Below are 15162 nucleotides of genomic sequence, written 5' to 3'. Positions count from 1 at the left end.
CCTCCATGGAACGGTGATCGGGCTTCGGGCAGGCGGAGCCACGCCCCGGCGGTGGTCGCCGGGACGCTGTGGTGGATGCAGGGAGGATCGTGGTCGGCCCTTCGGGAGTGCTCAGATCCGCCGGTCGTAGGCGACCGGCAGCCGGTTGACCCCGCGGGCCAGGACGGCGGGCACCCAGGCGAGCGCGTCGATGCGCTCGTCGTCGGCGACGGACGGGCGGAGCCCGGGCAGTCGGGTGAGCAGGGTGCCGATGGCGATCTGCAGCTCGGCGCGGGCCAGGGCGGCGCCGGGGCAGAAGTGGATGCCGTGGCCGAAGGCCAGGTGGGCGTTGGGGGAGCGGTCGAAGTCCAGGACGTCGGTGTCCGGGAACTGTTCCTCGTCGCGGTTGGCGGCGCCGAGCGAGACGATCACCGAGTCGCCGGCCGGCACGGTGGTGCCGTGCAGGTCGCTGTCCTCGGCGAAGAAGCGCCAGGTGGTGAGCTCGAACGCGCCGTCGTAGCGCAGCAGTTCCTCGATCGCCCGGGTGAGCAGACCCGGCTCGGTGGTGGGCGAGTCGGGGTCGAGCGCGGCGCGCAGCCGGTCGAGCTGCTCCGGGTGGCGCAGCAGGGTGATCAGCATGGTGGTGATCTGGTTGGTGACCGGCTCCTGGCCGGCGACCAGCAGCTGGAACACCATCGAGTCGAGCTCCTCGGGGCTCAACTCGCCGGAGTCGCACGCGGCGACGAGCCGGCCGAGCAGGTCCACGCCGGTGGCGGCGGGGTCGTGGGTGGCGCGCTTGTGGGCGACCACCTCGGCGATGTAGGTCTGCAGGCCGCGCAACCGGCCCTCGTACGCCGGTCGGCCCGGGTCCTGCGGGCCGACCGGTTGCACCACCTTGCCCCAGTCGCGGTCGAACTTTACGGCCAACTCCTGCGGGAGGCCGATCACTTCGGCCAAGACCCGGAAGGGGTAGTGGGCCGCGAAGCCGGCCACCAGGTCGGTGCCGCCGGCCGGGGCGGTCGGCGGCAGCTCGTCGATCAGGGTGTCGGCGAGCTCCTGGATGCGCGGGCGCAGCGACTCCACCCGGCGCGGTGAGAAGGCATCCAGGACGAGCTTGCGCATGGTGGTGTGCTTCGGCGGGTCCTGGTGCAGCAGGTGCACCTGGAGCTGCGAGTGCTGCGGCTCGGGCATGATCGAGGCGAGCCGGCGCCAGTCGTCGTTGCCGAGGTCGTGGTTCTTGCCGAGCCGGGGGTCGTTGAGCGCTTCGTGGGCGGCCTTGTAGCCGGTGACCAGCCAGGCGCCGACGCCGCTCGGGAAGGTGACCCGGTGGACGGGGCCGGCCGCCCGCATCTGCCGGTACAGGGGATAGGGGTCGCTCTTGTACTCCTGGCCGAACAGCGGCACGGGGTCGGGGAGTTCGTCGTAGCCGAACGGGCAGCGGGGCCCGTCGGGCGCCTCGCCCGCCGCGGTCGGGTCGTGGACGGTGTCGGTCATTGCGGATGTTCCTCCGGTGTGGATCTGCCGTGTGCGAGCCGCGCGATGACGATCCGTCACGCACGGGTGCCGATCGTCCGGTCGGTGCCGGTGGTGCTGGTGCTGCTCTCGGTGCTGGTGGTGCGGTCGGTGGGCTTGTGGCCCTTGGTGGTGCGGTGGTGCAGGGTCAACAGGGCCGCGGCGGTGGCGGCGGCGACACTGGCGAGGGTCAGGCCCGCCCGCACGTCGCCGATCTCGGTGGTGGCGAAGAGGGTGGCGGCGGTGCCCAGCGCGGGGCCGAGCGCGAAGCCGAGGCTGCGGGCGAGCTGGACGGCCGAGCCGGCGGTGGCGAGCTGGTCGCGTGGCGCCGCGGTCATCACCAGGGCCTGGACCGGGCCGCCGTTGAGGCCCATGCCGATGCCGCCGATGGCGAGCCGCAGGGCTATGTCGGGCGAGGACCAGTCGGCGTCCACCGGGATGAGCAGCAGCATGCCGAGGGCCGTGACGGCGGCGCCGGTGATCGCGGTCGGGCGGGCGCCCCAGCGGTCCGCGAGCCGTCCGCCGAAGCGGCCGGCCACCACCATGCCGAGCGGGAACGCCAGCATGGTGAGGGCGGTGGTGGTCGCGCTCTCCCCGTCCTCCCGGCGCAGGTACTGGGCGAGCAGGAAGTGGTTGGCGGCGAAGCCGGCGGCGAGCGCCAGCACCGAGCCGTTGACGGCGGCGGTGCCGGAGGCGCGCATCACGGTGGCGACCGGGCGCCCGCCGGGGCGGCGCAGCCAGAACAGCACCAGCGGCGCGGAGGGCAGCGCGAGCAGCAGCCAGAGCGGGGCGTCCGGGGCGAGGGTGAGGCCGAGCAGGACGGCGGCGATGGCCGAGCCGATCAGCGCGGCGTCGCCGAGCGAGCCGCGGTCGGGCAGCCGCAGCCGCTTGCCGCCGTGCGGGGCGTTGCGGTGGGCGATCAGCCAGGCGGCCAGGCAGATCGGCAGCTTGACCAGGAAGATCGCCCGCCAGCCGACGTGGTCCAGCAGCACGCCGCCGATCACCGGGCCGAGGACGGCGCCGAGCGGGCCCAGGGTGGCGGGCACGCTCATCGCCCGGCCGCGCAGCTCGGGGCGGACGGCGGTGGCGGCGAGGACCGGCATCAGGACGAACAGCACGGCGCCGAAGGCGCCTTGGGCGAGGCGGGCGGCGATCAGCCAGCTCGCCCAGGGCGCGGCGGCGGCCAGGGCGCTGAAGAGCGCGAAGCACGCGACGGAGAACAACAGCGCGGCGCGCAGGCCGACTTGGTCCAGCCACCGCCCGGCGGGAAGCAACAGGGCCACCAGGGGGAGCTGGTAGCCGAGCACGGCCCACTGGGCGGTGGTGCGGGAGACGTCGAAGGCGTCGGCGATGTCCGTGAGCGCGAGGTTGACCACGTTCATGTCGAGCATCGCGACGAAGGAGAGCAGGCCTGCGGCGAAGACCAGGCTCCACCGGTCCGCCGCCCCGGCCGGGCTGTCACCCGGTGCGCCGGCGGCGGGCGACTGCTGCGTTGCCATGGGTCATCCTCCGTTCCCCCGTGCTGTCCGGACACCACCTCGGCGGCGGCGTCCGGTACAGCAGTCGGAGGTACCCGGGCCCGAGTTCCGAACAGGTGGGGGATTTTTGCGGCTTGGCCGGATCATGACGGCGGTGGCCGATCTTGTCCGGGGGCGGAGGGCTGACATGTGACCGCTGACAGATGACAGCTGACATATTTCAGATGACAGATAACAGCTGACGGATAACAGATTTTGAAATCTGTCATCCGTCAGCTGTCAGCGGCCCGGTGTCACGGGCGCTGTCGGGCGCTGTCGGGCGCCGCCCGGGAGCCGCCCGGCCCGCCGCCGTGTCAGCCGACGGCCGCCAGCTCGACCGGTGCCGGCTCCCCGGCCTCGGCCGCCCGCAGCCGGGCTATCAGCTCCTCGCGGGCCCGGGCGACCCGGGAGCGGACGGTGCCGACCGGGCAGCCGGCCACCTCGGCGGCCTCGGCGTAGCTCAGCCCGACGACCTGGGTGAGCACGAAGGCCTCCCGCCGCTGGGCGGGCACCCGGTCCAGCAGGTCGCCGAGCGCCACGCCGTCCTCGAAGCCCGCGGCGGGCGCGGTGCCCTGCCGCTCGGCGGCCTCCTGCCAGTCCGGCAGCGCGGCGCAGCGCGGCCGGGCGGCTGCGGTGCGGTAGCGGTCGATGACGGTCCGCCGGGCGATGGACAGCAGCCAGGTGCGGGCGGAGGAGCGTCCGGCGAACCCGGGCAGGCTGCGCAGGGCCCGCAGGAAGGTCTCCTGGGCGAGGTCGTCGGCGGACTGCACATCGGTGAGGTGGGCGACGAAGCGCCACACGTCCCGTTGGGTGGCCCGGACGAAGGCCTCGACATCGGCGGAGCGGCCCTCGCGGGCGGCCAGCGCGAGCGCGGTCAGCTGCTCGTCATCCACGACGGCCCCCCACCCGGTCGGTCCCACCCGGAAGGAGGTACGGGACGATGGTCATATGAGATGCGCGCAACTCCGTACCGCTCTGTCCGCCCGCCTCGACGGCGAACCGGCCGGTCTTCCGGACCGCCGGCTGGACAGGCACGTCGCGCGCTGCGCGGCCTGCCGGGAGTGGCTGGAGCGGGCGGAGCGACTGCGCGGCCCGCTGCTCGCGGGCGCGACCGACGGGCCGTCGGCGGACTGGACCGCGAAGCTCCTCGCGCGCCTCGGCACGGAGGGCCCGGACGCGATCGAGGACGGTGGAGCAGGAGAGGGCCGCCCCGGGCAGGGGGGCGACGGGCGGACGCGGTAGGACGGTGGCGCCGGGCAGGGCCGGTGCGCCGTCGAAGTCAGGCATGAAGGGGTCCTGAGGGGAAGACGGGGTGCGGTGCCGTTGCGGGCGGCACCGTCGGCGTCGGTGGGCGGCCGCGCGAGCCCGGCCCGGCCGGGGGAGCGGCGGGACGGTCGGCGCGCGCGGGCCCGGACCCCGGCGGCGGCCTCCACCGGTACCGGCGGCGCCCCGCCCCGGCGCACCGGCCGGCCGCGGCGACCCCGGCCGTCCCGGCGGAAGGCACGGGAGGGCGGTGGTGCGCGGTCGGTCGGCGGTCGTCCGGGGACGGGCGGCGGTACCCGGCGGCGCGGCTGCGGCGCGGGGCGACCTGCCCACCGCGTGGCGGACACCGGCGGTGTCCGGGAACGGCGGCGGGCGCGTCAGCGGGCGAACGCGGCCACGGGAGGTCCGCGCCGGACCAGGGCGTGCGAGAGCAGCACCGACCGCGGCAGCCGCGCCCGGTGCCCGACGGGTCCGGGCGTGCCAGGCGGCCGGTAGCCGGCCGGGCGGGCGAACAGGACGAGCAGCGGCGCCAGCAGCGCCCCCGCCAGCACCGACCCCAGCGCGCCGAGCAGTTCGAACAGCCGCACCAGCGCCGTCTCGCCGCGCCAGAGCAGCAGCGCGCAGGCCAGCGCGGCGACCACGTGGGCGGTGATCATGCCGGTCGACATGCCGTGCGCGGCCATGTCGTGGCCGCCCATGCCGCCCATGCCGCCGGTGCCGCCCACCCCGGTCGACCCGCCCGTGCCGGTCATCCCACTCATCCCGGTCATGCCGTGCCCGGTCATCCCGGACGTGGTCATCCCGGACGCGGCCGCCGAACCCGAGCCCGGCACCGGAGTGCCCGTGGCGGACGAGAGGTCGGGAGCGGCGGCGGCCGCGCCGTGCGTGTGGGAGACGGCCGCGGTGCCGGACGGCGGGACGTCCGGGTCCAGCCCGGCCATCAGCGCCAGGTCGTCCGAGGACAGCCCGGTGGGCGTCGCGTCCGGATTGCACAGCAGCAGCGAGGCCCAGTCCGTCGCCGGCGCGCCGGCGAGGCCGCGGCCCCCGAGCAGCGAGCCCGCCTGTTCGAACGTCAGGTGCAGCGCCGTCTGCGCCGCCACCATCCAGCAGCTGATCACCGTGAGCCCCCGCCGTCGGCCGGCCAGCAGCCAGGTGAGGCCGAGGGTCAGACCGAACGCGCCCACCAGGACCGGGGCCGAGACCCCGGAACCCGCCATGGCGACGTGCGCCGTGGCGGCCAGCGCCACGCAGAGCGCGGCGAAGACCACGGCGCGCAGCGAGCGGATCCGGTCGGTCATCACGATGACACTCATCGTCGCACCCGCCTCCGCCGACCTGTACCGCGCCCTCCGGTATTGGCCGGTTCCGTCCCTGTCGGGGCATGTCCGGCCCCTCGGAGGCGGTCCCCGCGGGCAAGTCGTTCGGGCACCCGCGCCGCCCCGGACGGGTGGGAACACCGGTGGGGGCGGTGACGGTGGGGTGGCCGGATCCCGACGGTGTGTGAGTGACCGCCGTGAGCGGTGTGCCGGACTGGTCCGGAAGATGCTCTTCATGCCGTCATATCGGTTTGACACATCCGGTGCAGATACGTACTGAATGTGACGCCCCGAATGTGACGACGCACACACGGGCGCCGACGGCGACAGGCGACAGGAGACCCGGCATGGACACCACCGCACCCGAGGCCGTCCCCGCACCCGAGGCCGTCCCCGCACCCGAGGCCTGCCCCGCCGTTCCGGCCGACACCGTCCCCCCGGCCGACGCCGACCTCGCCGACCTCGCCGACCCGGCGTTCTGGCGGCTGCCCGACCGCGACCGCGCCGCCGCCTTCGCCGGACTGCGCCGCCTGCCCGCCCCGGCCCGCTTCGGCGACGCCCCCGGCTTCCATGCCCTGGTCCGGCACGCCGACGTCGTCGAGGCCAGCCGCAACCCGGCCGTCTTCCTCAGCGGACCCGGCGTCACCACCCCCGAACCGGCCCGCTGGGTGCGCCTGCTGTTCGGCGACTCGATGGTCAACCTGGACGACCCCCGCCACGCCCAGCTGCGCCGCATCGTCTCCCGCGCCTTCACCCCGCGCCTGATCGCCCGGGTCGAGGACGACATCCGCCTGGTCGCCACCGACCTGGTCGACCGGGTGGAGCGCGAGCGTCCCGCCGACTTCGTCAACGCGGTGGCCGCCGAACTCCCCTTCCGGGTGATCTGCAACATGATGGGCATCCCGGAGGAGCCCCGCCGCGCCATCCTCGCGCAGGTCGACCACGCCTCCGAGAACACCGGTGTCGCCCGTCCGCTGCGCCGGAGGATCCGGATGCCCGGCCGAGGGCTGCGGGCCCTGGCCCGGATGCAGGGCATGGTCGCCGACCTCGGCCGTGAACGCCGCCGCCGGCCCACCGATGACCTGATCTCCGCCCTGGTCACCGCCGACGTCGACGGCCGCCGCCTCACCGGCCGCGAGCTCGGCGCCTTCTTCTCCCTGCTGCTCGTCGCCGGCGTCGAGACGACCCGCAACGCCCTCGCGCACGGCCTCCACCTGCTCACCGCCCACCCCGAGCAGCGCGCCCTGCTCCTCGGCGACCTCGACCGGCACCTCGGCGGCGCGGTCGACGAGATCGTCCGCCACGCCACGCCGATCATCCAGTTCCGCCGCACCCTGGCCGTCGACCACCGGCTCGGCGGCCCCGACGGCCCGCTGCTGCGGGCGGGCGAGAAGGTGGTGCTCTACTACGGCTCCGCCAATCGCGACGAGACCGTCTTCACCGACCCCGAGGCCTTCGACATCACCCGCAGCCCCAACCCCCACCTCGGCTTCGGCGGCGGCGGGCCGCACTACTGCCTCGGCGCGCACCTCGCCCGGCAGGAGATGAAGGTGCTCTACCGGGAGCTGTTCACCCGGCTCCCCGAGGTGCGCTCCCTCGGCGAACCGGACTTCGTCCCGTCCAGCTTCGACCACCGGATCCGCTCGCTGCGCTTCACCTTCTGAGCCTCGCGGACCCTCCCCGCCCCCGCCTGCGCCCGCTCACACCGGCTCGGCCGGCTCCCGGACCGCGTGGTCGTGCGCGAGCAGCACCCGGCGCGGACCGGACGCCGCCGGCCGCTCCGGCCAAGCCGGGTACCCGGGCAGCCCGGCGCGCCGACCACCCCCTCCCGGGCCGCCCGCCGCGCCGGCACCGCCGCACCGTACGCGGACGCGGTGTCGTACGCCTGCCCGGCCGGCACCGTGCAGCCGTCCGGACCGGCCACCGTCAGCGACTGGTGCCCGGCGGTGTGACCGGGCGTCGGTACCACCCGCACACCCGGCCACACCTCCGCCTCCCCGTCCAGCTCCCGGTCACGGACGCCCGGGAAGTCCACCAGCGCGTCGATCGTGTACCCGCCCGCCCGGGCCCGCGCCGGTTCCGCCGCCTGCGTCCACACCGGCACCCCGGCGAGCAGCGGGTTGCCGCCGCAGTGGTCGAAGTGCAGATGGCAGTTGACGACCACGTCCACGTCCCCCGGAGCCGCACCCGCCGCCGCCGGCGCCGCCGTCAGCGGCCGCCGCACCGGGCGGTAGTGCGCGTCGGCCTCCGGATCGCCCTCGCCGAGGCCGGTGTCCAAAAGCAGCAGCCCCTCCGGCCGGCGCACCGGGTACGCCGGCACCGGCTCCACCCGCGGCTCCGGATTGCCGCCTCCCCGGCCGGACGGACGAAGCAGCCGAGATCGAGCCGCCGGATCGCGGGCGCCGGAGCGGGGGCGGGGACTGGCCATGCGGGTCCTCCCGGGGGAAGCGGTGGCGGACGTCACTGCGTCCACCCCACCGCACGGGCCACAATGCCGACATGACCAACCGTCCGCTCCCCGTCCCGTCAGGCCCCGCTGAAGGCCCCACGGAAGGCCCCGTCGACGTCCCCACCGCCGACGCCTGGCGCGCCCTCGGCGGGCCGGCCGCGCTGCTGGAGCGGGTCTCCTTCCACGGCCCCGACGCGGTGCTGCCCTCCCGGCTGCCCGTGCGGCGCCTCGCCCGGGCCACCGTCGCCGCCTGCTCGCTGGCCGCCGCCGAACTCGCCGCGCTGCGCTCCGGCGGCCCCGTGCCGCGGGTCCGGATCGACCAGGGCGCCGTCGCCACGGCCTTCGTCAGCGAGCGCCACCTGCGGATCGACGGCCGCGCCCCGGTCTCCTTCGCGCCGCTCTCCGGCTTCTGGCCGACCGCCGACGGCTGGCTGCGCACCCACGCCAACTACCCCCACCACCGCGACCGCCTGCTCACCGCCCTCGGCCTGCCCGACGACACCGGGCCCGAACGGCTCGCCGCCGTGCTGCGCGAGCTGCCGGCCGCGGCCGTCCAGGAGCGCGCGTACGCGGCGGGGGCGCTCGCCGTCGCCGTCGCGCCGGTCCGGGACACCCTCCTGCCGCTGGTCGACGTCCGCGCCGCCGACGAGGCCGCGCCCCGGCCGCTCGACGCCGCACCCGCCGACCGGCCCGCCGCCGGGATCCGCGTCCTCGACCTCACCCGGGTGATCGCCGGCCCCGTCGCCACCCGCACCCTCGCCCTGCTCGGCGCCGACGTGCTGCGCCTCGATTCGCCGCACCTGCCCGAGGCCGACGACGCCCACGCCGACACCGGCTTCGGCAAGCGCTCCGCCCGCCTCGACCTCGCCGACGGCGCCGACCGGGCCGTCTTCGAGGAACTGCTCGCCACCGCCGACGCCGTCGTCACCGGCTACCGCCCCGGCGCGCTGGACGCCTACGGCCTGGCCCCCGCGACCCTGCTCGCCCGCCGGCCGGGCCTGGTCGTCGCCGAGCTGAACGCCTGGGGCTGGAGCGGCCCGTGGGCCGGGCGGCGCGGCTTCGACAGCCTCGTCCAGGCCGGCGTCGGCATCGCCGCCACCGAGGCCGGCGCCGACGGCCGCCCCGGCGCCCTGCCCGCCCAGGCCCTCGACCACGGCACCGGCTACCTCGTCGCGGCCGGCGTGCTGCGCGCCCTCACCGAGCAGCGCACCGGCCGCCCCGGCGGGCGCCACCTGCGCTACTCGCTGGCCGGCACCGCCTCCTGGCTGCTGCACGGCATCGCCCCCACCGCCGACCCGCACCTGCCGCCCAACGGCGAGCCCTACGACCCGGCCCGGTGGCTCACCGAGACCGACTCGCCGTACGGGCGGCTGCGCCACGCGCTGTCGCCCGTCGGGTACGAGGGCGCCCCGGCGGACTGGACGCGCCCGCCGGGGCGCTGGGGCACGGACGCGCCGCGCTGGGCCTGAGGACCGGTCGGCGAGGTCAGACGCCGGAGGGGAGCTGCTTGGCGGTGCTCCGCACCTGGAAGGCCGTCGCGATCTCGATCAGCCCGAGGATCACCAGCCAGCAGCCGGCCAGCACGGTCAGCGCGGTGATCGAACCGGCCGGCCAGACCATCAGCAGCACACCGGCGAGGGTGTTCGCCGCGCCCGCGAACGCCTGCCAGCCGCGGGCCGGCATGGCCTCGTCCGAGAGGGCGGCGGCGAGCTGCGTGATGCCGCGGAACAGCCAGCCGATGCCGATCCAGATCGCGAGCAGCAGCACCGACCGCGCCGCGCTGCGGAAGCAGAGCAGGCCGAGCAGCACGCAGATCGCGCCGCTGATGAACGCCAGCACCCGCATCGCGGTGGTGGCGTGCGTGCCGAACGCGGCGACCAGCTGCACGATGCCGATGACCAGCAGATAGAGGCCGAACAGCACGCCGACCACCAGCAGCGTCTCCTCCGGCCAGACGAACACGACGATCCCGAGGCCGAGCGAGACGAGCCCGGCGACCAGCAGGACCTGCCAGGCGGCCTTGGCGAGCAGGCCCAGCGGGCCCTGGACCGGGGATCCGTCGGGGGTGATGATCGGGGAGACCACGGTGGCGTCCTCCAGGGGAGCGGACGCCCCGGAGTGTGCGCGGGCGCCCTCGGCGTGCGGGTGACGGGCGCTCCTCACGATCGCCCCGCACGCCCCCGTCCGCGCGCCGGATACACCCGTTCGGGCGACCGAACGGGTTTCCCCCGGGATCTCCGGAACGTCATCTGCGCCTCACCCGGCGTCGATAAGATCCGTCGATATGACTTCTGAAGGGTGGGGGGCCCCTCCGGTCGAGCCGATCAGCCAGCACTACATCGTCTGCGGCGGCAACGCGCTCGCCCACCGCCTGGCACTGGAACTCGTCGAACACTACGAAGTCCCGGTCGTCGTCCTCGTCCCGGACCGCGCCCGCGACCACGCGCCCCGGATCGAACGGCTGGAGGGCGTCGCCGCCGTCGTCGAGTACAGCAGCGTCACCGAGGAGGCACTGCGCGCCGTCCGGGTGGAGACCGCCCGCGGCATCGCCTTCGTCGACGGCCACGACCAGGAGAACATCCACGCCGCGCTGTCCGCGCAGGGACACAACCCCGCCATCCGCATCGTCCTGCGGATGTTCAACCAGCGGCTCGGCGCCAACATCGAACGCCTGCTCAGGAACGGCACCGCGCTGTCCGGCTCCGCCACCGCCGCCCCCGCCTTCGCCGACGCCGCCCTCTCGCGCCCCGACTCCGTCCAGGTCGGCGACCGCTTCCTGCACATCGCCTACGACGACGACATCGGCTCCGACCGGCTCTGCGTCGTCGCCGACCGGATCGACCGCCAGGACCTCGGCCGGATCCGCCTGCTGCCCGCCCAGGAGGGCGACGCCGCCTCCTTCGTCCGGCTGGCCAGCGAGTTCGGCGACGACGGCCCCATCCGCTCCGGCGCCGAGGCCCGCCGCGCCGCCGACACGCCCGACCCCGCCGAGCCGGACGGCGGCGTCGCCGCCCTGCAGACCCTGCGCAGCGAACCCGCCGTACGGATCGCCTGGTGGCGGCGGCTGCGCTGGCGGCTGCTCGACACCCTGCGCTTCTTCACCAGCGCCCGGCTTCGGGTGGTGCTGATCACCGCCCTGGCCGCGGTGCTGCTCGCCTTCGGCCTGCTCTGGCACCTCAACGGCAACGTCGCCTGGACCCTCTACACCTCGCTGCTCGACCTCGCCGGCGCCGCCCAGCCCGACCAGCCCGGCGCCCCGGGCGGGACCGGCGGCACCTGGCAGCGGGTCGCCCAGGTCGTGATCACCTTCTGCGGCATCACCTTCGCCCCCGTCGCCACCGCCATCATGGTCGAGGTGCTCGCCTCCGGCCGGCGCGGCCAGCCCCGCAACCCCGGCGCCGGCACCCGCGACCACGTCGTCGTGGTCGGCCTCGGCAACGTCGGCACCCGGGTGGTCAGCCGGCTGCACGCCCTCGGCGTGCCCGTGGTCGGCCTGGAGAGCGACCCGCAGGCCCGCGGCATCTCCGCCGCCCGCGCGCTCGGCGTCCCGGTGGTGGTCGACGACGGGCCGCTCGCCGAACAGCTGCGCCGGGCCAGGCTCAAGCACAGCCGCGCCGTGGTCGCGGTCAGCGGCGACGACGCCACCAACCTGGAGGCGGCCCTGGAGGCGCGCGCCGTGCGGCCCGACGTCCGGGTGGTGCTTCGGCTGTTCGACGACTCCTTCGCGAGCCACGTCTACGCCACCCTGGACAACGTGGCCTCCCGCTCCACCTCCTACCTCGCCGCCCCGGCCTTCGCCGCCGCGCTGATGGGCCGCGAGGTGCTCGGCACGCTGGCGGTGTTCCGGCACGTGCTGCTGATCGCCGAGTTGTCCGCCGAGCTCGGCAGCGGCCTGATCGGCCGCAACCGCCACGACCTGGAGGACGGCGGCGGCGTGCGCGTCCTCGCCGTCCGGCTGGCCCGCCGCCCGCGGCTCTACCAGTGGAACTACGCCGACCGCACCCGCGCCCTCGAACCCGGCGACAGCGTCGTGGTCGCCGCCACCCGCAGTGGCCTGGCCCGGCTCAACACCACGCCGGCGGGCGGTGACTGAGCCCGCGAACCCGACCGGCGCGGACCCGGGGGCATATCACGGACGGTCACGTTCCGCTTGTGAATGGACGGAGACGGTCATCGTCCGCCATTCTGTGTGTCGTCAAATGTCGTGAACAGGGCGCGATTTGACGCCGCCTGGCCGGGGGGTCGGGCGGTCCTGGCCCGCGGAGAGGCGGAGTACATGGCACTGGTCCCCGACATCGGGGCGACTCGTTCGAGCCGCTGGCGAAGGCTGCGGCGCGGTACGGCGGCGGCGGTGACGGCCATGGTGCTGGGCACCCTGGGCGCGGTCGTCCCGGCCGCGACCGGGCACGCGGCGCCTCCGGCGAAGCTCGTCTACATCGCCAACTCCGCCGAGAACACGGTCACCGTCTACGACCCGGCGGCCAAGTCGGTGGTCGCCACCGTCCCGGTCGGCCGCCGTCCGCAGAACCCCGCCATGTCGCCGGACGGCTCGGAGGTGTACGTTCCCAACGTCAACGGCGGTAGCGTCTCGGTGATCGACACCGTGACCAACACCGTCTCCGGCATGATCACGGTCGACCTCTCCCCCTTCGCGGTGGCCTTCTCGCCGGACGGCAAGTACGCCTACCTGGCCACCTACAGCGGAATCAACACGGTCAACGTGATCGACACCGCCACCCGGACGACCGTCGCCCGGGTCCAGGGGGGCCGCCAGGTGGCCGCCCTGGCGGTGACCCCGGACGGCAGCCGGATCTACACCGCGAATTTCGGGGCCGACTCGGTGTCGGTGATCGACACGGCCAGTAACACGGTCGTCGCCACCGTCACCCCGCCCAGCGGCGCCAGTAAGCCGACCGGGGTGGCGATCACGCCCAACGGCAAGCTCGCGTTCATCCCCTTCGGGGCCACCAACAACATCTCGGCCATCGACACCGCCAGCAACACGATCGTGGCGACCGTCGGCGTCGGCTCCCTGCCGCAGGACGTGGCCATCACTCCGGACGGTGCGCTCGCGTACGTCGTCAACGGCTCGTCCAACTCGGTGTCGATCCTGGACGTCGCGACCCTTACCGTCGTCGCCACGGTGCCGGTCGGCGGCCGGCCGATCTCGGCCTCGGTCGATGTGGACGGTGCCCACGTCTACGTCGCCAACTTCGGCGACAACACGGTCTCGGTGATCGACACCGCGACCAACACCGTCACCGGCACCGTTCCCACCGGTGCATCCCCGTACGGTTCGGCGGTCGGCAAGGTCGCCCAGCCCGCGGTCACCGGCATCAGCCCCGCCCACGGGCCGGTCGCCGGCGGCACCACCGTCACCCTCACCGGCAAGTTCCTGACCGGCGCCACCGCGGTCAGCTTCGGCGGCACCCCGGCGACCGACGTGAAGGTGGTCGACCGCACCACCGTCACCGCCACCGTCCCGGCGCACGCCGCCGGTGCCGTCGACGTCACCGCGACCGTCGCGGGCCGCGACGTCGCCGCCGGGACGTACACCTACGACGCACCGGCGCCCGTCGTGAGCGGCATCGCGCCCGACCACGGGCCGCTCGCCGGCGGCACCACCGCCACCCTCACGGGCACCAACCTGGCTGGTGCCACCGCGGTGACCTTCGGTACCAAGAAGGCCGCCGCGTTCACGATCGACAGTGACACCCGGATCACCGCCACCGTCCCCGCCGGGACCACCCCGGGCGCGGTCGACGTCACCGTCACCACCCCCGGCGGCACCAGCGCCATCCAGAAGTACACCTACGACACTCCGGCGCCCACGGTGACCGCCGTCGCACCCGGCCACGGCCCGCTGGCCGGCGCTACCACGGTGACCCTCACCGGCACGTACCTGACCGGTGCGACCGCGGTGGCCTTCGGCGCCACCCCAGCGACCGCGTTCACGGTGGACAGCGACACGCAGATCACGGCGACCGTCCCCGCCGGGACGGTTCCCGGCAAGGTCGACATCACCGTCACCACCCCCGCCGGCACCGGCGCGGCCCCGTACACGTACGACATCCCGGCGCCCGCCGTCACCTCGATCGCCCCCGGCCATGGCCCGCTCGTCGGTGGTACCACCGTCACCCTCACCGGCACGTACCTGACGGGGGCGACCGCGGTGAACTTCGGTGCGACCCCGGCGTCGTCGTTCACGGTCGACAGTGACACGCAGATCACCGCGACCGTCCCCGCCGGGACCACCCCCGGGAAGGTCGACATCACCATCACCACCCCCGCCGGCACCGGCGCGGCCGGGACGTACACCTATGAGGAAGGCTCCTACGTCTTCGCCAAGACCGCCGACCCCGCCCCGGGTTCGACGGTCAAGGCCGGCGACAAGGTCACCTACACCGTCACCGTCGCCCAGCACGGCGCGGGCGAGGTCAAGGGCGCGACCCTGACCGACGACCTGGCGAAGGTCCTCGACGACGCCACCTACAACAACGACGCCAAGGCCACCACCGGCACCACCGAAGTCAAGGACGGCAAGCTCACCTGGACCGGCGACCTGCCCCAGGACGCCACCGCCACCATCACCTACTCCGTCACCGTCACCGCCAACGGCGACAGGCAGCTGCGCAACACCGTCACCACCGCCGACGACAAGCGCGGCACCTGCGACACCGCCAAGACCTGCACCACCGACCACACCGCCACGCCCACGAGCACCCCCTCGCCCACCGCGACGCCGTCCTCGACCCCGACCCCGACCCCGACGGCCACCACGGGCACTCCCGGCCCCACCCCGTCGAACCCGCAGGGCTCATCGGCTCCGGCCGTGCCGGGAACCTCGCCCGCCCCGCAGGCCCCGCGGCTTCCGGGAGCCCCGGCGGCCCCGGCCGCTGCGGCACCCCCGCGGTCCTCGGACGGCACCCTCGCCAGCACCGGCACCACCACGCTCGCCACCGCGACGGCCAGCGCCACCCTGCTGATCCTCGGCGGCCTCACCGTCGCCTTCACCCGCCGCCGTCGCCACCACGGCTGACCGAGCAGACCTGACCGGTGGGGTGGTCGTGGCAGCCGGCCACGACCACCCCACCGGCGTTTGAAGCGGACACGGGTGCACCCGAAC

The 15162-nt window shown here is 75.0% G+C and carries 10 protein-coding genes and 1 pseudogene; 5 read left to right on the top strand and 6 right to left on the bottom strand.

Annotation, left to right across the window (positions count from 1 at the left end):
* Positions 1-111: 111 nt before the first annotated feature.
* From ABTX81_RS12060 to ABTX81_RS12050, 3 genes are all read right to left on the bottom strand, one after another.
* Positions 112-1473: a cytochrome P450 family protein gene (locus tag ABTX81_RS12060; protein ID WP_350543473.1), complete on the bottom strand. Its 1362-nt coding sequence runs from the start codon at positions 1471-1473 to the stop codon at positions 112-114.
* A gap of 56 nt (positions 1474-1529) precedes the next feature.
* On the bottom strand, positions 1530-2990 hold the full coding sequence (locus ABTX81_RS12055) for an MFS transporter (protein WP_350543471.1): 1461 nt from the start codon (positions 2988-2990) through the stop codon (positions 1530-1532).
* Between the two features lie 332 nt (positions 2991-3322).
* A complete protein-coding gene (locus ABTX81_RS12050; protein ID WP_350543469.1) occupies positions 3323-3901 on the bottom strand; it encodes a sigma-70 family RNA polymerase sigma factor in 579 nt (192 codons plus the stop codon).
* Positions 3902-3956: 55 nt separating this feature from the next.
* On the opposite strand from ABTX81_RS12050, the gene ABTX81_RS12045 reads away from it, so the two are divergent.
* Entirely contained in the window at positions 3957-4250 is a 294-nt protein-coding gene (locus ABTX81_RS12045; RefSeq protein WP_350543467.1) for a zf-HC2 domain-containing protein, read from the top strand.
* A 398-nt stretch (positions 4251-4648) separates the two neighbouring features.
* Here the strand turns inward: ABTX81_RS12045 and ABTX81_RS12040 are convergent, their stop codons facing one another.
* Positions 4649-5584 carry a hypothetical protein gene (locus ABTX81_RS12040; RefSeq protein ID WP_350543465.1) on the bottom strand — a complete coding sequence of 312 codons (936 nt, stop codon included), beginning with the start codon at positions 5582-5584 and terminating at the stop codon, positions 4649-4651.
* A 350-nt stretch (positions 5585-5934) separates the two neighbouring features.
* On the opposite strand from ABTX81_RS12040, the gene ABTX81_RS12035 reads away from it, so the two are divergent.
* Positions 5935-7251: a cytochrome P450 gene (locus ABTX81_RS12035; RefSeq protein ID WP_350543463.1), complete on the top strand. Its 1317-nt coding sequence runs from the start codon at positions 5935-5937 to the stop codon at positions 7249-7251.
* Positions 7252-7287: 36 nt separating this feature from the next.
* On the opposite strand, the pseudogene ABTX81_RS12030 reads toward ABTX81_RS12035, so the two are convergent.
* Positions 7288-7981: pseudogene (locus tag ABTX81_RS12030) on the bottom strand (MBL fold metallo-hydrolase).
* A gap of 105 nt (positions 7982-8086) precedes the next feature.
* On the opposite strand from ABTX81_RS12030, the gene ABTX81_RS12025 reads away from it, so the two are divergent.
* Positions 8087-9505, top strand: a complete 1419-nt coding sequence (locus ABTX81_RS12025) for a CoA transferase (RefSeq protein ID WP_350543459.1) — start codon at positions 8087-8089, stop codon at positions 9503-9505.
* A 16-nt stretch (positions 9506-9521) separates the two neighbouring features.
* Here ABTX81_RS12025 and ABTX81_RS12020 read toward each other — a convergent pair whose 3' ends face one another.
* Complete coding sequence (locus ABTX81_RS12020) at positions 9522-10199, bottom strand: HdeD family acid-resistance protein (protein ID WP_350543457.1); 678 nt, start codon at positions 10197-10199, stop codon at positions 9522-9524.
* A gap of 121 nt (positions 10200-10320) precedes the next feature.
* Between ABTX81_RS12020 and ABTX81_RS12015 the strand changes: the two genes are divergently transcribed.
* Positions 10321-12129, top strand: coding sequence for an NAD-binding protein (locus tag ABTX81_RS12015; protein ID WP_350543455.1), 1809 nt, complete (start codon positions 10321-10323; stop codon positions 12127-12129).
* 183 nt (positions 12130-12312) lie between these two features.
* Complete coding sequence (locus tag ABTX81_RS12010) at positions 12313-15075, top strand: IPT/TIG domain-containing protein (protein WP_350543453.1); 2763 nt, start codon at positions 12313-12315, stop codon at positions 15073-15075.
* The last annotated feature ends 87 nt before the right edge of the window (positions 15076-15162 follow it).

Source organism: Kitasatospora sp. NPDC097605 (genome assembly GCF_040302725.1).
Lineage (GTDB): Bacteria > Actinomycetota > Actinomycetes > Streptomycetales > Streptomycetaceae > Kitasatospora.
Note: the sequence above shows the minus strand (reverse complement) of the source record. Positions and strands in the feature narration are given on the sequence as shown.